The organism is Nonomuraea sp. C10 (assembly GCF_008017515.1).
GTDB lineage: Bacteria > Actinomycetota > Actinomycetes > Streptosporangiales > Streptosporangiaceae > Nonomuraea > Nonomuraea ferruginea.
In genome coordinates, this window is the sequence record NZ_VPFF01000003.1 from 33225 (window position 1) to 49556 (window position 16332).

18 protein-coding genes are annotated in these 16332 nt (G+C 73.4%); 7 read left to right on the top strand and 11 right to left on the bottom strand.

Annotation, left to right across the window (positions count from 1 at the left end; all coding sequences use genetic code 11):
* Positions 1-16: 16 nt before the first annotated feature.
* On the top strand, positions 17-1096 hold the full coding sequence (locus tag FR742_RS31530) for an MGDG synthase family glycosyltransferase (RefSeq protein ID WP_148034974.1): 1080 nt from the start codon (positions 17-19) through the stop codon (positions 1094-1096).
* On the opposite strand, the gene FR742_RS31535 is transcribed toward FR742_RS31530, so the two are convergent.
* From FR742_RS31535 to FR742_RS31560, 6 genes are all read right to left on the bottom strand, one after another.
* Positions 1088-1930, bottom strand: a complete 843-nt coding sequence (locus FR742_RS31535; RefSeq protein ID WP_261809093.1) for a DMT family transporter — start codon at positions 1928-1930, stop codon at positions 1088-1090. The genes FR742_RS31530 and FR742_RS31535 overlap by 9 nt on opposite strands.
* Before the next feature lie 134 nt (positions 1931-2064).
* Positions 2065-3129 (bottom strand): VWA domain-containing protein, encoded by a 1065-nt coding sequence (locus FR742_RS31540; RefSeq protein WP_148034976.1) that lies wholly within the window; start codon positions 3127-3129, stop codon positions 2065-2067.
* Positions 3130-4080 (bottom strand): VWA domain-containing protein, encoded by a 951-nt coding sequence (locus FR742_RS31545; protein WP_148034977.1) that lies wholly within the window; start codon positions 4078-4080, stop codon positions 3130-3132.
* Positions 4077-4961, bottom strand: a complete 885-nt coding sequence (locus FR742_RS31550) for a DUF58 domain-containing protein (RefSeq protein WP_148034978.1) — start codon at positions 4959-4961, stop codon at positions 4077-4079. Before FR742_RS31550 ends, FR742_RS31545 begins: the two co-directional genes overlap by 4 nt.
* Positions 4961-5944 (bottom strand): MoxR family ATPase, encoded by a 984-nt coding sequence (locus FR742_RS31555; RefSeq protein ID WP_148034979.1) that lies wholly within the window; start codon positions 5942-5944, stop codon positions 4961-4963. Before FR742_RS31555 ends, FR742_RS31550 begins: the two co-directional genes overlap by 1 nt.
* Before the next feature lie 13 nt (positions 5945-5957).
* Complete coding sequence (locus FR742_RS31560; protein WP_261808901.1) at positions 5958-6698, bottom strand: S1C family serine protease; 741 nt, start codon at positions 6696-6698, stop codon at positions 5958-5960.
* 207 nt (positions 6699-6905) lie between these two features.
* Between FR742_RS31560 and FR742_RS31565 the strand changes: the two genes are divergently transcribed.
* The 6 genes from FR742_RS31565 to FR742_RS31590 all read left to right on the top strand — a co-directional run bounded on the left by FR742_RS31565 (position 6906) and on the right by FR742_RS31590 (position 12466).
* Complete coding sequence (locus FR742_RS31565) at positions 6906-7646, top strand: hypothetical protein (RefSeq protein ID WP_148034981.1); 741 nt, start codon at positions 6906-6908, stop codon at positions 7644-7646.
* A gap of 115 nt (positions 7647-7761) precedes the next feature.
* The gene (locus tag FR742_RS31570) at positions 7762-8886 is read left to right on the top strand and encodes an RNA ligase RtcB family protein (protein ID WP_261808902.1); all 1125 of its coding nucleotides are present in this window, start codon (positions 7762-7764) and stop codon (positions 8884-8886) included.
* Positions 8883-9491: a peptide chain release factor H gene (gene prfH, locus FR742_RS31575; protein WP_148034983.1), complete on the top strand. Its 609-nt coding sequence runs from the start codon at positions 8883-8885 to the stop codon at positions 9489-9491. Before FR742_RS31570 ends, prfH begins: the two co-directional genes overlap by 4 nt.
* Positions 9492-9560: 69 nt before the next feature.
* A complete protein-coding gene (locus FR742_RS31580; protein WP_148034984.1) occupies positions 9561-10505 on the top strand; it encodes an RNA polymerase sigma-70 factor in 945 nt (314 codons plus the stop codon).
* Between the two features lie 82 nt (positions 10506-10587).
* Positions 10588-11784 (top strand): NAD(P)/FAD-dependent oxidoreductase, encoded by a 1197-nt coding sequence (locus tag FR742_RS31585; protein WP_148034985.1) that lies wholly within the window; start codon positions 10588-10590, stop codon positions 11782-11784.
* A gap of 52 nt (positions 11785-11836) precedes the next feature.
* Positions 11837-12466, top strand: a complete 630-nt coding sequence (locus FR742_RS31590) for a TetR/AcrR family transcriptional regulator (protein ID WP_148034986.1) — start codon at positions 11837-11839, stop codon at positions 12464-12466.
* A 12-nt stretch (positions 12467-12478) separates the two neighbouring features.
* Here FR742_RS31590 and paaE read toward each other — a convergent pair whose 3' ends face one another.
* Genes paaE through paaA form a run of 5 tightly spaced genes read right to left on the bottom strand, consistent with a single transcriptional unit; the run spans position 12479 to position 16298 of the window.
* On the bottom strand, positions 12479-13588 hold the full coding sequence (gene paaE, locus FR742_RS31595) for a 1,2-phenylacetyl-CoA epoxidase subunit PaaE (protein ID WP_148034987.1): 1110 nt from the start codon (positions 13586-13588) through the stop codon (positions 12479-12481).
* A 2-nt stretch (positions 13589-13590) separates the two neighbouring features.
* Positions 13591-14136: a 1,2-phenylacetyl-CoA epoxidase subunit PaaD gene (paaD, locus tag FR742_RS31600; RefSeq protein WP_396990995.1), complete on the bottom strand. Its 546-nt coding sequence runs from the start codon at positions 14134-14136 to the stop codon at positions 13591-13593.
* On the bottom strand, positions 14130-15047 hold the full coding sequence (gene paaC / locus FR742_RS31605; RefSeq protein ID WP_148034989.1) for a 1,2-phenylacetyl-CoA epoxidase subunit PaaC: 918 nt from the start codon (positions 15045-15047) through the stop codon (positions 14130-14132). Before paaC ends, paaD begins: the two co-directional genes overlap by 7 nt.
* Positions 15048-15054: 7 nt before the next feature.
* Complete coding sequence (paaB, locus tag FR742_RS31610; RefSeq protein ID WP_148034990.1) at positions 15055-15348, bottom strand: 1,2-phenylacetyl-CoA epoxidase subunit PaaB; 294 nt, start codon at positions 15346-15348, stop codon at positions 15055-15057.
* Positions 15345-16298: a 1,2-phenylacetyl-CoA epoxidase subunit PaaA gene (paaA, locus tag FR742_RS31615; protein ID WP_148034991.1), complete on the bottom strand. Its 954-nt coding sequence runs from the start codon at positions 16296-16298 to the stop codon at positions 15345-15347. The genes paaB and paaA overlap by 4 nt, the downstream gene beginning before the upstream one ends.
* Between the last annotated feature and the right edge of the window lie 34 nt (positions 16299-16332).

Below are 16332 nucleotides of genomic sequence, written 5' to 3' on the forward strand. Positions count from 1 at the left end.
CCCCGCGGGCCGGACGATGAGCGCCGAGGGCAGGCGTCTGCTGATCATCAGCGCCGCCATGGGCGCCGGGCACGACGCCGTGGCGGCGGAACTGGCCCGCCGCCTCACTTCCCTGGGCGCCGACGTGCAGGTCGTCGACGTGCTTCATCTGCTCCCCCTCCGCCTGGGCCGCCTGTTGCGCGGGTCGTACCGCTGGATGATCAGGCGCGCTCCGTGGCTGTACGAGGTCATCTACCGGGTATTCTTCGCGGCCAAACGCGCCCCCTCGGTCTCCCCCTTGACGGCGCTCGCCGGGGTTCGGCTGCTGCGCCTGGTCTCGCACCTCCTGCCGGACGAGGTGATCTCGACCTTCCATGTCGCGGCCCAGGTGACCGGGACGCTGCGGCGGCGTGGCCGGCTTCCGGCGACGAGCACCGTGCTCGTGACCGACTTCGCCGTGCACCGGCTGTGGCTGCACCCGGGCAACGACCGGTATCTGTGCCCGAACCCGGCGACGATCCCGCGCATCGCCGCGCTGACGGGCCGGCCCGCGTCCGTGCACGCCCCGGTCGTCCGGCCGGCGTTCCTCGACCGTACGCGGCCGGCTGCCGGCGACGTCCGGGCCCGCATCGGCGCCGCGCCCGGCGACCGGCTGGTGCTCATCTCCTCGGGATCGTGGGGAGTGGGACACGTCGCGGAGACCGCCCGGATCGTGGCGCGTTCCGGCCGGTACGTGCCGGTCATCCTGTGCGGGCGCGACGCCGGGCTGCGCCGCCGTCTCGCCGGCGCCCACGGAGGGCTGGCCCTCGGCTGGCAGGAGGACATGCCCGCGCTCATGTCGGCGGCCTACGCCCTGGTCGACAACGGCGCGGGGCTGACCTGCGAGGAGGCCTTCGCCGCGGGACTGCCCGTCATCTCCTACCGGCCCATCCCGGGACACGGGCTCGACGGCGCGCTCGCCATGGCCCGTGCGGAGGTGACGGTGCACGCGCCCGACGCCGCGACTCTCGTACGCGCGCTCGATCAGTTGCGGGACGCGCGCCGGCGCGACCGCCTGCTCGCCCGGGCATCGGCCCTCTTCGACGCCGCGCCGGCCGAGGCGGTGCTGCTACGTTGACGGCGAGTCCTTGAGCAAGGGCGTCCTCGCGAGCATCACGGTGCCGAGGAAGATCACGCAGATGCCGGCCGCCTCAAGGACGATCCACGGCCCCGTGCGGACGTCCTCCCCGAACATCAGGGTGCCGTACAGGATGCCGGCGACGGGGTCGCTGATGGTCAGCGCCGGCTGCGCGACCACCAGCGGCCCGCTCCGGAACGTGATCTGCAGGAGGAACAGGCTGCACAGCCCCGCGACCACCATCGCGTACGGCTGCCACGAGGTCGCCAGAGACCCCGGATCGCTCTCCAGGATCATGGTGCTCTCCTTGATGAGCGCGGCGGTGAAGGCGAACCCGAAGCCCGTCGCCACCCCGAACAGCGCGGGCCGGCCACGGCCGCCGAAGAGGTACGCGACCGCGCAGAGTCCGAAGATCGCCCCGACCGTCGCGGTCGCCGCCAGGGCCCACACCTCCGTGCTGGGACGATCGTGGCCGACGCCGGGCGCCGCGCTCAGCAGGAAGATCGCCAGCCCGCCGGTCATGGCCGCGACCGCGAGCCACGGCCGCCGCCCCACGTGCCCGCCCAGGATCAGCGGGATCAGGACCAGCGTGAACGGCAGCTCCGTGACGAGGACCGGCTGGACCAGCGCCAGGGGTCCGGTCGCCAGCGCCGCGGCCTGGAAGACGAAGCCGCCGATGAGCGCGGCGATCCCGGCCAGCCAGACCGGACGCCGGACCAGCGCCAGGACCTGCCGCGGCCCGAACTCCTCCTGCTGGGGCAGGGACAGCGCCGCCTGACGCTGGAGGTTGGAGGCAGCGGCGTTGGAGGCCGCGGCCAGCAGAGCCAGCACCACCGAGATCAAGGGCCCTCGCCTTCGACGCCGCACAGTCATCCGGGGAGGGGTGACCGAGATCTTCCACATGTCCCTTGCCGGAAACGGCGTTTTACGATCTCCCGGCCTTGGTGTGGGAGTTCACGGACGGCCCGTCAGCGGGCCGGAGTCCGGGGGCGGTTCCACCAGAGGGAGAGGGACAGGGCGGCGGTGATGAGGACGGCGCCGCCGGCGGCGAAGGCGGCGGCCGTGTCGACCCGCTGACGGACGACGGTGAAGGTGCCGGGGAGTGCGTCGAGGGCGCTCTGGAGCTGGTCGGCGTTCTCGGCGCGGTGGTAGGCGCCGCCGGTGGTCTCGGCGATCTCCTTGAGCGCGGGCTCGTCGATCATGCGGACGTTCCGGCCGCCCCGGTCGAATCCGCCCCGGCCGCCCCAGCCACCGCCCCAGCCGCCGCCCCAGCCTCGGCCGTCGAACTGCGAGTTGTCGCAGACCATCGGGGCCGGGTTCGTGGTGCCGAAGCCGATGGGGAAGACGCGGACGCGGCGCAGGGCCGCTTCCCTGGCGGCGGTCTCGGGGTCGACGCCCTGGGTGTTGGCCCCGTCGGTGAGGACGACGATCGCGGCGCCGGCGTAGCCTTCCCCGGCACCGCCAGGGTCGGCCCCGGTGGGGGCGACCGACGGGTCGACCTCGGCGATCGCGTCGATCGAGGTGAGCACGGCCTGCCCGATGGCGGTGCCGCGGGCCACGGTGAGTCCGTCCAGCGCCTCGATCAGCGCGTCGGTGTCGTCGGTGGGCGGGACGAGCAGGCCCGCGGTGCCGGCGAAGGTGACCAGGCCGATGCGCGGGCCGCCGCGCTGCGACTCGATGAACTCCGCCGCGGCTTTCCTCGCGGCGGTGATGCGGTTGGGGTCCACGTCCGTGGAGCACATGGAGCCGGAGGTGTCGAGCGCGAGCAGGATCGTCGCCGACGTCTGAGGCACCGGCACCGACGCCTGCGGCCGCGCCGCCCCGACGACCAGCAGCACGAGCCCGGCCACGAGCAGCGCCGGGGGGATCTTGCGGGTCCAGCGGGTGCGGCCGGGCAGGGCGGTGCGCACGAGCGCGATCGAGGTCACGCGTACGGCGGCGCGCCGGCGGCGGCGCAGCGCCCACCAGCGGACGGCGAAGATCAGCGGGATGACCATGACTGACAGGAGCGCCCACGGCCACGACAACGTCATTCAGATCACCCGTCCAGACCGGAGCACGGTGAGCGCCGCTCCTGCGGTGAGCAGCGCGAGGGCGAGCCCGATCAGGCCGCCGGCGAGGGGCAGCGGCTCGTCGGAGACGGTGAGCCGCAGGTCGATCGTGTCGGCGACGCCGTCGAGCCGCGCGGCGTCGGAGGCGGGGTGGTAGGCGCCGCCGGTGGTCCGCGCGATCGCGGTGAGGGTGTCCTCTTCGAGCGAGCTCTGCAGGTGGAAGCCGTCGACCTTCACCGTCGCCCCGGCCGTGGTGCCGATCCCGACGGTGTGGACCTGGACGCCCGCCTTCTGGGCCACGGCCGCGGCCTGTTCCAGGTCGCCGCCCCGGTTCTGGCCGTCGGAGAACATCACGATCGTGGCCGACGGCCAGTAGCCGATGTCGGGCGCGGCGCCGTCGCGGCCGACCGCCACCTGCTTGCCGGTGATCGCCGAGAGCGAGGCGGTGATGGCCGTCCCGAGCGAGGTGCCGCCGGTGACCTTCAGCCGGTCGATGGCCTTGAGCGCGATGGAGTGGTCGGCGTCGGGCCGCGCCGTGGTGAGGGCGCCCCGTTCGAACGCGACCACGCCGATGTCGACGCTGTCGGGCTGGGCCGCCACGAACGCGCGGGCCGCCCGCTGCGCGGCCGCCAGCCGGGTGGGCGCGACGTCGTCGGCGCTCATGCTGTTGGAGACGTCGATGGCGAGGATGACGGTGCCCGCGGTCCGCGGCACCGGCACCATGGCCGCCGGTCCCGCGGTGGCGATCGCGAGCACCCCGACGCCGGCGATCGTCAGACCGGCTCCGAGGTACGTCCCGCGCCCGCCCCGCGCGACGACCCCGGCCGCGGCGAGTGCCGCCGTCCGGCGGCGCGCCGAGACGACGGCCGCCCAGGCGAGCGCCACGGTGACGACCAGCCCGAGGACCAGCAGCAGCGGCGACGACAGGGTCATGGCGACCGGTCCCGGGTGCGGGCGACGACCTCGACGAGCGCCTCGGCCAGGTCGCGGTCGGTGTCGACGCGGTGGACGGGCACCCCGGCGCGGCGCATGCCCGCCGCGAGCCGGGCGTCGCGGTCGTCGACGGCCTGGCGGAACCGGACCCGGAGCAGCGGGTCGGCGGAGTCGACGACGAGTTGCTCGCCGGTCTCGGCGTCCTCGACGACGATCAGCCCGGCTTCGGGCAGCACGTCGTCGGCGGTGTCCGCGATCCGCAGGGCGACCACCTCGTGCCGCCGGGCCAGGCGCTGGAGCGAGCGTTCCCAGTCGCCGTCGCCGATGAAGTCCGACAGCACGACGACGAGCGCGCGGCGGCGGGCCAGCCGTCCGGCCGCGTCGAGCATCTCCGCCAGGTCGGTGGTGGCGCCGCCGCGGGCCTGACCGGTGCGGGCCAGTTCGGCGCCGATCCGCAGCGTGTGCCGCCGGGAGGTGCCGGGCGGCACGACGCGCAGCACCCCGGTGTCGAACAGCAGGGCGCCGACGCGGTTGCCGCCCCGGCCGAACAGCCGGGCCAGGACGAGCGCGAGCTCGGCCAGCACGTCGTGCTTGCCGCGTCCCGGCCGGCCGGCCGCCATCGACGCCGACCGGTCGAGCACCAGCCAGACCGTCAGCTCGCGGTCCTCGGTGAACACCCGCAGGTGCGGCTCGTCCAGCCGCGCGGTCACGTTCCAGTCGATGTGCCGGGCGTCGTCGCCTTCTCCGTACGGGCGCAGGCCGGTGAAGTCGATCCCGGAGCCGCGGTGCGCGGTGCGGTGGGCGCCCTGGAGCCGGCCGTCGAGCCTGCGGACGACCTTCCACTCCAGGCGGAGCAGGAGCTTCTCGGGGGCGGTGGCCATCAGCGGTTCTGCAGGACGACGTCGGGCGTCCAGACGGCCCCGAGCACCCTGGTGATGATCGTGTCGGCGTCGACGTCGTCCGCGAGCGCCTCGTAGGACAGCACCAGGCGGTGGCGGAGCACGTCGAGCGCGAGCTCGGTCAGGTCGTGCGGCAGGACGTAGTCGCGGCCGCGCAGGAACGCCAGCGCGCGGGCGCCCGTGACCAGCGCGATGGACGCCCGCGGGCTCGCCCCGTGGGTGACGTACGGTTCCAGCTCGCCGAGCCCGGCCGTCGCGGGGGAACGCGTCACGGCGACCAGCCGTACCGCGTAGTCGACGATCGCCGGGTCGACGTAGACGTGCTGGGCGCGGGCGCGCATGGCCATCAGGTCCTCGGCCGTGACCATGGGCTGCGGCGGCTGGGGCGGGCGCAGCGCCCGGCTGACGATCGCCTGCTCCTCGGCCTGGGTCGGATAGTCGACGACCACCTTCATCATGAAACGGTCGACCTGCGCCTCGGGCAGCGGGTAGGTGCCCTCCGACTCGATCGGGTTCTCGGTCGCCATGACCAGGAACGGCTCGGGCACCCGGAACGTCTCGCGGCCGATCGTCACCTGGTGCTCCTGCATCACCTCCAGCAGGGCGCTCTGCACCTTGGCCGGGGCGCGGTTGATCTCGTCGGCCAGCAGCAGGTTCGCGAACACCGGGCCGAGCTCGGTCCGGAACTCGCCGGAGTGCTGGTGGTAGACCCGCGTGCCCACGAGGTCGGCGGGCACCAGGTCGGGGGTGAACTGGACGCGCTGGAAGCTTCCGGCGATCGCGGCGGCCAGCGACCGCACCGCGAGCGTCTTGGCCAGGCCGGGGACGCCCTCGACGAGCAGGTGCCCGTCGGCGACCAGCGCCACGGCCATCCGCTCCAGCAGCACGTCCTGCCCGACGATGGTGCGTTTGACCTCGAACAGCACCTGTTCGAGCGGGTGGGCCTGGTCGGGGGAAGAGGTCATCGCATTCCTTCGGTCAGATCTGGGGTCCGTCGCCCGGCGGGCCGTCGCCTTCGTCACCGCCCAGGGCGGCGCCGATCGGCACCGCGAACGCGATGCCGGCGAACGCCTCGTCGCCTCCCGGGTCGGCGATCGAGACGACGATGCCGATGACCAGGCCGCGGGCGTCCAGGAGGGGGCCGCCGGAGCTGCCCGGGTTGACGGAGGCGTCGAACTGGATGAGCCCTCTCAGGCCGCCCTTGTCGGTGCTGCGGTTCAGGCCCGACACGACGCCGGTGGAGACGCTGTAGGCCAGGCCCAGCGGGTTGCCGATCGCCACGACGGGCGCGCCCACGGCCGCGGCGCCGCCGAGCGTCGCCGGGACGACGATCTCCGGCAGCTTCGCGGGCTTGAGCATCGCGATGTCGAGCTTGGGGTCGGACGACACGACGGCGGCCTTCGCCCTGGTGCCGTCGGCGAACGTCAGGCTGACGTCCTTCGCGTCCTCGACGACGTGGTGCGCCGTCAGGATCGTGCCGTCCTCGGCCGCGATCACTCCGGTGCCGAGCGACTTCCCGGCGCGGATGACCACCACCGACGGCCCGACCCTGTCGAAGACCTCGGGCACCGTGAGGGTCGCGCTGGGGGTCGGCGTCGCGCTCGGCGCGGGCGCGGCCTCCTCGCCGTTCCCGCCGCTGCTTCCCAGCCAGTACGCCAGCACGGCCACGACGACGAGTGCCACTCCCCCGACGACGAACCACCGAGCCCTACCGGCCATGGCTCCCTGAGTTCCCTGAGCCTCGGCCGCACCCGTCTCCTGCGGCACGTGCTCCATCGCCCCATCGTCATAAATTTCAGGCGAAAGTGCTACAAACTCCGCCTGAGAACTCCATGAGAACCGAGCGAGTCCCATCCGGCATCGATCCGTGACGTACCTGCGCATCCAACGGAGTAGGACTTCCCTGGAGAATCCGGAGATGACGGGATGACCAGATTCCTCGTCGCGCTCGCCGCCGTACTGACACTCACCGCCTGCGCTCCGCCGTCCCCCGACGTGGCGGCGCTCGACCACGAGTTCGCCCGGCGGTCCACCGTACGCGTGGACGTCGAGCTCACCGTCCGGGCCGACGACGCGCCCGCTGGACACGCCTTCCGCCAGCGCGGCGTGCTGAAGCTCAGCCCGTCGGGAGCGGACGCGGCGGACCTCGTCCTGGAGTCGTCCCACGACGGGCCACGGTCCCTGCACTCGATCCAGACCGGAGGCCACGTCTACTACGACCGGCCGCCCTGGTCACGGATGCCCCTCGTGGTCGACGAGGTGACCTGCGACGTGCCGTCCTACATCGGCTGCCTCGTGGACGTGCTCCGGCCCGGGGTCGCCGAGGCGCTGCTCGCCGCGTCCGTCTCGGCGGCGCCGGACGGGGCGGGGACCGTACGGCACAGCGGTGTCATCACCGGCGATCGGCTCCACCAGGCCGCCGGGAAGAGACTTCTCTCCCTGCCCATGAGTGTGGTCCCGGCGGCCCTGTCCGGCGACGCGGAGCACTCCTGGTCGATGTGGATCGGCTCCGACGGGCTGCCGCGCCGCGTCCAGGCGTCCGGCCCGATGAGCTCGGTCGTGCCCGAGCCGGTGAGCGGTCTCTTCATGACCGTGGACATCCGCTTCCACGACTGGGGCGGGTCCCGGACGATCAGCGCCCCGGCCGGCTACATCGACGTCGGGTGACCGTACGGCCGAAAACCGGTTGCCTCGCGTGATCATCGTCCGGGAATGTGGTGTCCATGATGCTTTGACGGACAACGCCCCCTGATCCCCCATCCTGTTCAGCGAAGAGAGCGTCTTGTCTCAGCAAACCTCGGCCACCGTCGCCGTGTTCGCCTCCCCCACGAGCTGGATCGAGTCCGACGCCCTGGACCAGTGTCACCAGGTGGCCGCGCTCGACGGCATGATCCACGTCGCCGCCATGCCTGACCTGCACCCGGGCAAGGGCGCCCCCATCGGCGCCGCCATGACGTCCGCCACGCTGTACCCGTTCCTGGTGGGCTCCGACATCGGTTGCGGCATCGCCGTGTTCCCCATCAGGCTCAGGCGCGCCGACCCGGCCAGACTCGCCGCCCGGTTCCCCGACCTCGACCACGCGCCGGACGCCGACGACCCGGCGTGGGACGTGGTGCGGGGCGACATCCCCGCCGGTCACGTCGAAGGGCTCGGCACGGTCGGCCGGGGCAACCACTTCGTCGAGCTGGCGCGCGTCGGGACCGTCTTCGAGCCCGACCACGCGAGCCGGCTCGGGCTGGCCGCCGGCGACCTGGTGCTCGTCGTCCACAGCGGTTCGCGCGGCCTGGGCGAGCGGATCCTTCGGGCGCACACCGAGGTCCACGGCGCCGGTCCCGCTCCTGATCCCGCCGCCTACCTGGCGATGCACGACGACGCCGTACGGTGGGGCTCGCTCAACCGGCGGCTGATGGCCGCCCGGGTCGCCCACGCCCTCGGTACGGAGCCCGCCGAGCCTGTCGTCGACCAGTGCCACAACCTGGTCGAGGTTCGCGACGGGGTCTACCTGCACCGCAAGGGGGCGGCGCCGGGCGACGGCCGGGACGTGCTCATCGCCGGCACGCGCGGCACCCCGTCCTATCTCGTGGCCGCCCACGCCGGGCCGGAGGCGAACCATTCCGTGGCGCACGGCGCGGGCCGCAAGATGTCGCGGGCGGACGCCCTGCGCCGGGGCCGGGCCAAGCACACGGTCGAGGAGCTGCGCCGCACCCCGGTGGGGTCGCTGGTGGTGTGCGGCGACCGCCAGCTGCTCTTCGAGGAGGCGCCGACGGCCTACAAGCGCATCGAGCAGGTGATCGCCGACCTCGTGGAGCACGGCCTGGCCACGCCCGTGGCCACCACGGTCCCGCTGGTCACCTACAAGACGGCCGACCTCGGAAGGGACCGGCGCCGTAAGAGAGGACGGTCGTGAGCGTCCACCTGCTCCTGTCGGCCGGGCGTGGCCCGCAGGAGTGCGCCTGGGCGCTGGCCCGGCTCCTGCACCGCCTGGAAGCCGACGCCGCCCGGCGGCGTCTGGAGACCCAGCGCGCCCAGGCCGTGCCCGGTGACCGGCCCGGCACGTACCGATCGGTCGTCGTGCGGATCACGGGAGCGGACGCGGAGGCGTTCGCCGCCTCGTGGACCGGGACCCTGTGCTGGCAGGCCCCCAGCCCGTACCGGGCCCGCGCGGGCCGCAAGAACTGGTATGTCATCGCCCAGCCGTGCGAGGTCGAGGCCCCGTCCACCACGTTCGCCGAAGCGGACGTCGACGTCGTCGCCTGCCGCACCGGCGGGCCCGGCGGGCAGCACCGCAACAAGGCGAGCACCGCGGTGCGCGCGACCCACCGGCCCACGGGTCTCGTCGTCGTGGTCGACACCGAGCGGCTGTTCAGCCTCAACCGCCGCCTCGCCATGCGCCTGCTGCGCGAACGCATCGAGCGCGGCGACGAGGCCGCGGCGCGCGACCTCACCACCGCCCGCTGGCGCGTCCACGACGAGCTCGTCCGAGGCGACCCCACCCGGGTCGAACGCCCGTGACCGCCCAGCTCACCGGACCGGCGACGCCTGCCTCGCCGCGCGACGTGGGCACGCCTTAGGATCAGGGCCATGGCCTTGACGGTGAGCGACGTCGACCGGTTCGAGGCCTCCAGGCCGCGTCTGGAGGCCATCGCCTACCGCCTTCTCGGCTCCGCCGGTGAGGCCGAGGACGCCGTGCAGGAGACGTTCCTGCGCTGGCAGGCCGCCGACGCCGAGCACATCGAGGTGCTGGAGGCGTGGCTCACGAAAGTCCTCACCAACCTGTGCCTCAACCAGCTCACCTCCGCGCGGGCGCGCCGCGAGACCTACGTGGGCCGATGGCTGCCCGAGCCGCTGCTCGCCGGCGACCCGATGCTCGGCCCCGCCGACACCGCCGAGCAGCGCGAGTCGGTCTCGTACGCGGTGCTCGCCCTCATGGAGCGCCTGTCCCCCGGCGAGCGGGCGGTCTACGTGCTGCGGGAGGCGTTCGACTTCCCGCACCGGGAGATCGCCGAGATCCTCGACATCTCCGAGGCCGCCAGCCAGCAGACCTTCCACCGCGCCAAGAAGCACGTCGCGGCCGGCAAGGCGCGCGCCGAGGTCGACGAGGCCGCCGCCCGTCGGATCATCGAGGAGTTCCTGACGGCCGCCGCCACGGGCAAGACCGAGCCGCTCGTGCGCCTGCTCACCGAGGACGCCGTCTCGGTCGGCGACGGCGGCGGGAAGGTCCCGGCCCGGGTCAAGCCGTTCGAGGGCGCGGTCGCGGTCGCCAAGTTCGTCCGGGGGCTGGTCAGGCCCGCCGCGGCCAAGCGCGCGTTCACCGGCGGCGCGCCCGAGGTCTACGCCTGGACCGCCAACGGCGGCCCCGCCGTGGTGGCCGTCGTCGACGGCCGGGTCGTCGGCGTCATGTGCCTGAGGGTCACCGACGAGGGCATCGCCGAGCTCTACAACCAGGTCAACCCCGACAAGCTCGAACGGGCGACCGCGCGCTGGGCCGCGTCCGATCACGGGGAACCCCTGTTCACCATTCTGTGAGGCGCTTCACACCGCGTTCCTGTCAGGAAACGGCGGGCTGTCCGGTTCAAAGGGCACATCCGCGTAAGACAGGAGCGAGGAAATGCAGCATCGCGTCATCGTCCTCGGCGCCGGCTACTCCGGGGCCATCGCCGCCGGCCGTCTCGCCAAGCGGCTCCATCGCGAGGACGTCGCCATCACTCTCGTCAACTCCGAGCCCGACTTCGTGGAGCGGATCCGCATGCACCAGCTGGCGGCGGGCCAGGACCTCAAGCCCCGGCCGTACAGCGAGATGTTCGCCGGCACCGGCGTCGAGGTGAGGATCGCGAACGTCACCGGCGTCGACGTCGACGGCAAGACCGTCACCGTCACCGGCCCGAAGGGCGCCGCGCAGCTCGCGTACGACACGCTCGTCTACGCCCTTGGCAGCGGCTGGAACTCACAGGGCGTCCCCGGGACCGCCGAGCACGCCTATGAGATCGCCGGCCGTCCGGGAGCGCTCAGGCTGCGGGAGCGCCTGGCCCGTCTCGGCGCCGGGGAGAGGGTGGTGGTCGTCGGCGGCGGCCTCACCGGTCTGGAGGCCGCGACCGAGATCGCCGAGTCCCGCCCGGACCTCGACGTCGCCCTCGCCGCCGACGGCGCCCTCGGAGACTGGCTGTCGCCCAAGGGCCGTGCGCACCTGTGGAAGGTCTTCGGCAAGCTGGGGATCACCGTGTACGAGCACGCCGCCGTGACCCGCGTGGACGCCGACCGCGTGGCCACCGCGGACGGCAGGGACATCCCGGCCGCGGTCACCGTGTGGACGACCGGCTTCGCCGTCCACCCGATCGCGAAGGCGACCGCCCTGAAGGTCACCGGCACCGGCCAGATCGTGGTCGACGGGATGATGCGCTCGGTCTCGCACCCGGACGTGTACGCCGTCGGCGACGCGGCCTTGGCGATGGGCGCCGGGGACAAGCCGCTGCGGATGTCGTGCGCCTCGGGAGGGCCGATGGCGTGGCAGGCGGCCGACGCCATCGCGGCGGGGCTGACCGGCGGGAAGCTCCCGAACGCGCCGCTCCGCTACTTCAACCAGTGCATCTCGCTGGGCCGCAAGGAGGGTTTGATCCAGTACGTCACCGCCGACGACCGCGCGCGGCGGGCGGCTCTGACCGGACGGGTCGCCGCCGTCTACAAGGAACTGGTCTGCAAGGGCGCCGCCTGGTACGTGGCCAACCCGACGTTCGGGCTCCCGGTCCGCCGCCGCCGCGTCACCCCGGACCGGGCCGCCAAGGCCTCGGCGGCCAGAGCGTCCGCCTAACGCGCGGCGACGTGCGTGCGGGGGTGATGACGCCGCGTGAGATGCTGCATCGGTGTCCACGACCGAGCAGGCCGAACCGGCCCCGCGCCGCCGGCGGGGCCGTCCCGGTTATGACCAGCCGGCGATCCTCCGGGCCGCGATCGACCTGTTCAACCGGCGGGGGTACGACGCCACCAGCATGGGCGACCTGGCCAAGGAGCTGGGGCTGACCAAGCCGGCCATCTACCACCACGTCACGAGCAAGGAGCAGCTGCTCGGCCTGGCGCTCGACGACGCGCTCGACGAGCTGACCGCCGTCGTGACCGAGGCGTCGCGCGAGCGGGCCGGCGTCGGCGCCTACGAGCGGCTGCGCGAGGTGGTGCGGCGCAGCGTGGAGGTGCTGGTGGCGCACCAGCCGTCCGTGACGCTGCTGCTGCGGGTGCGCGGCAACAGCGAGGTCGAGCTGGCGGCGCTGGAACGGCGGCGCTGGCTCGACGACCGGCTGGCCGCGCTCGTCGCCGAAGCCGTGGCGGAGGGCGCGCTGCGCGACAACGTGCCGCCGGCGCTGGTGAGCCGGTTGCTGTTCGGGATGGTGAACTCGCTGGTCGAGTGGTACCGGCCGGACGGCGCCTACGACCCGGTGATGGTGGCCGACGCGATCACCACCGTCGCCTTCGACGGGCTGGCGAAGCACGAGGCCTGACGTCGTACGGGCTCAGGCGTCGTAGTCGACGGTCACCTGCTCGCCCACCGGGAACGTCTGGCAGGTCAGCACGAATCCGGCCGCGACCTCGTACGGTTCGAGCGCGTAGTTGCGGCGCATGTCCACCTCGCCCGCGCGCACGACGGCGCGGCACGTGCCGCAGACGCCGCCCTTGCAGGCGAACGGCAGGTCGCCGCGGGCGGCCTGGGCGCTGTCCAGGAGGGTCGTCTCCCGGGAGACGGTCGAGGTGGTGCGGCGGCCGTCGAGCACGGTGGTCAGCTCGGTGGTCAGCTCGGTGGTCAGCTCGGTGGTCGCGCCGGACGGGATCCCGTCGCCGGTCCGCCTCGGCGCGGGCGGCGGGGCGTCGGCGTAGAACAACTCGACGTGCACGCGTTCCGCGGGGACGCCCAGCTCGGCGAGCACCGGGCGCGCTTCCTCGATCATGCGCAGCGGCCCGCACAGCCAGACGTGGTCGAACACCTCGACGGGGACGAGACCGGTGAGCAGGCGGCGCAGCCGGTCGCCGTCGAGCCGCCCGGACAGCAGCTCGACCTCGCGCGGCTCGCGTGAGAAGGTGTGCACGACCTGGAGGCGGGGGCCGTAGCGGTTCTTCAGGTCGCCGAGCTCCTCGGCGAACATGACGGTGCGGCTGGTGCGGTTGCCGTACAGGAGCGAGACGTGGGCCCCCGGGTGGGTGAGCACGGTCGAGGCGACCGACAGCATCGGGGTGATGCCGGAGCCGGCGGCGACGCACAGGTGCCGCTCGCCCGGGTCCGGGTCGGCCCGCCAGGAGCCGGTGGGCGGCTGGACCTCGATGGCGGTGCCCGGCCTCACCTCGCGGACGAGCCAGGAGGAGAACAGGCCGCCGGGGATCTCGCGGACGCCGATGCGCGGGGCGGCGCCGGCGGGGGCGCAGATCGAGTACGAGCGGCGGTGCTCGTGCCCGTCGATGACGCGGCGCAACGTGAGCGACTGCCCGGCCCGGAAGGCGTACGCGGCGCGCAGCTCGTCGGGGACGGCGAACGTGATGGCGGTGGCGTCCTCGCACAGCCGGTCCACCGCCGACACGGTCAGCGGATGGAAGACGGCGGCCCTGGACGGCGCGGGCGCGAGCGTGGTCATGGTCAGATCTCCTTGACGTGCTCGAACGGTTCGAGGCAGCCGGTGCAGCGGTAGAGGGCCTTGCAGGCGGTGGCGCCGAACTCGGAGGTGAGCCGGGTGGCCGCCGACCCGCAGCGCGGGCACGGTGGGGCCGAGCGGGGCGGGCCGAGCGTCAGCGGGACCGGCCCGGTGCGGCGGGGGGCGGGGCCGGGCGCGGACAGCCCCGCCGCGCGCAGGGCCGCCCTGCCGCGTTCGGAGATCCAGTCGCTGGACCACGGCGGGTCCAGCACGACCCGTACCTCGACGCGGGCGAACCCGGCGTCGTTGAGCCGGTGCACGAGGTCGTCGCGCATGGTCGCCATGGCCGGACAGCCGGTGTACGTCGGCGTGATGGACGCGATCACGACCTCGCCGCCTTCCGCGTCCCGCACCACCTCGACACCCCGCAGCACCCCGAGATCGGCGAGCGTGAGCATCGGCATCTCGGGATCCCGCACCCGGCCCGCCGCCTCGACAGCCCGCCGCGCCGACGCCGTTACCCCGGTCGCGGGCCGTCGGGTGGTCACCAGCGCCCCATGGGGTGGGCGCGGGCGACCACCTGCATCTCGGCGAGCAGGAGGCTGAGGGCCTCGGTGTGGAGGCCGTCGCGGCCGGTGCGGCCGCCGACGCCGGCCAGGGGTGCCCGTTCTGGACGGTCGAGGCCGGCTGCGGTGAGGACCTGGCCGAGGACGGCGTCCACCGGATCGCGCAGCGACGCCGGATCGACGCCGACCCCGGCCAGCGCCAGGGAGTGTTCGAGCGGGTGCGGGGCGACCAGTTCGGCCTGCAGCGGCCACAGCGCGTCGAGGGCGGCGAGGAGCCTGCGGCGCGACTCCTCGGTGCCGCGTGCCAGCGTGACGAACCAGCGCCCGGCCCAGTCGCGGTGGTAGGCGACCTCCTTGACGCCCTTGGCCGCGACGGCGGCGAGCACGTGGTCGCGGCTGACGCACAGCCGCTCCAGCAGCGCGAGCCGGGCCGTCGAGAACAGCAGCAGGCGGACGACGACGTGCGCGAAGTCCCCGTTGGCCACCTCGGCCAGGCGCACGTTGCGGAAGGCGCGGTCGTCGCGGAAGAAGGCGAGCGCGTCCTCCGGCGGCACCGGCGACCCCTCCGGCAGGCCGGGCACGACGCGCGGGTCCGCGGCGGCCGCCCGCGCCAGCAGCAGGCGCGCCTGCCCGAGGAGGTCGAGGGCCATGTTCGCCAGCGCGATGTCCTCTTCGAGGTCGGGGGCGCGGCTGCACCACTCCGACAGGCGCTGCGACATGATCAGCGCGTCGTCGCCGAGCATGAGACAGTACGCGGCCAGCTCGGCGGGGTCGGCACCGTCGGGCGTGGTGGTGTCGACGCCGGCCAGCGGGTCCTCGAAGTCGGTGCCGAAGGCCCACTGGGAGGAGTCGCCGCCGAGCAGGCCGTCGAAGATGCTGCCGTGGTCGTCGTTCATCCTGCCCTCACATGTGCGGGACGTCTTCGGGGATCTCGTAGAACGTCGGGTGCCGGTAGACCTTGTCGCCGCTGGGCGCGAACAGCGGGTCCTTCTCGTCCGGACTGGAGGCGGTGATGGCGTCGGCGCGCACCACCCAGATGCTGACGCCCTCGTTGCGCCGGGTGTAGACGTCGCGGGCGTGCCGCAGGGCCATCGCGTCGTCGGGGGCGTGCAGCGATCCGACGTGCACGTGGTTGAGTCCGCGCTTGCCCCGGACGAACACCTCGTAGAGCGGCCATTCCCGCCGGTCGCCGCTCATCGGGCGCCCTCCCGCTCCGCGAACGCGGTCGCCGCCTCGCGCACCCAGGCGCCGTCGTCGTGCGCGGCCCTGCGGTGGGCCAGCCGCTGCGCGTTGCACGGCCCGTCGCCGCGGATGACGGCGGCGAGCTCCCGCCAGTCAGGCTCGCCGAAGTCGTAGTGGCCGCGTTCCTCGTTCCAGCGCAGGCCGGGGTCGGGCAGTGTCACGCCGAGCGCGTCGGCCTGCGGGACGGTCATGTCGACGAACTTCTGGCGCAGCTCGTCGTTGGAGTTGCGCTTGATGCCCCACGCCATCGACCGCTCGCTGTTGGGCGAGTTCGCGTCCGGCGGACCGAACATCATCAGCGACGGCCACCAGAACCGGTCGACCGACTCCTGCACCATGGCCCGCTGCTCGTCGGTGCCGCGCATCATCGTCATCAGCAGTTCGTAGCCCTGCCGCTGGTGGAAGGACTCCTCCTTGCAGATGCGGATCATCGCGCGGCCGTAGGGCCCGTAGGAGGTGCGGCAGAGCGGCACCTGGTTGCAGATCGCGGCCCCGTCGACCAGCCAGCCGATGGTGCCGACGTCGGCGTACGAGAGGGTCGGGTAGTTGAAGATCGAGGAGTACTTCTGGCGTCCGCTGAGCAGCAGGCCGGTCAGCTCGGCGCGGGACACGCCGAGGGTCTCGCACGCCGAGTACAGGTAGAGCCCGTGCCCGGCCTCGTCCTGCACCTTGGCCAGCAGGATCGCCTTGCGGCGCAGGGAGGGCGCGCGGCCGATCCAGTTGCCTTCCGGCTGCATGCCGATGATCTCGGAGTGGGCGTGCTGGGCGATCTGGCGGACGAGCGTCTTGCGGTAGGCGTCCGGCATCCAGTCGCGCGGTTCGATGCGGTCGCGGCGGGCGATGGTCGCGTCGAACCCGGCCTGCAGCCGGGCCTCCAGGTCCGGCTCCGCTGGGATGGTCGTCATCTTCCCTCCGGAACGGGCTCATTTACTTATCGCT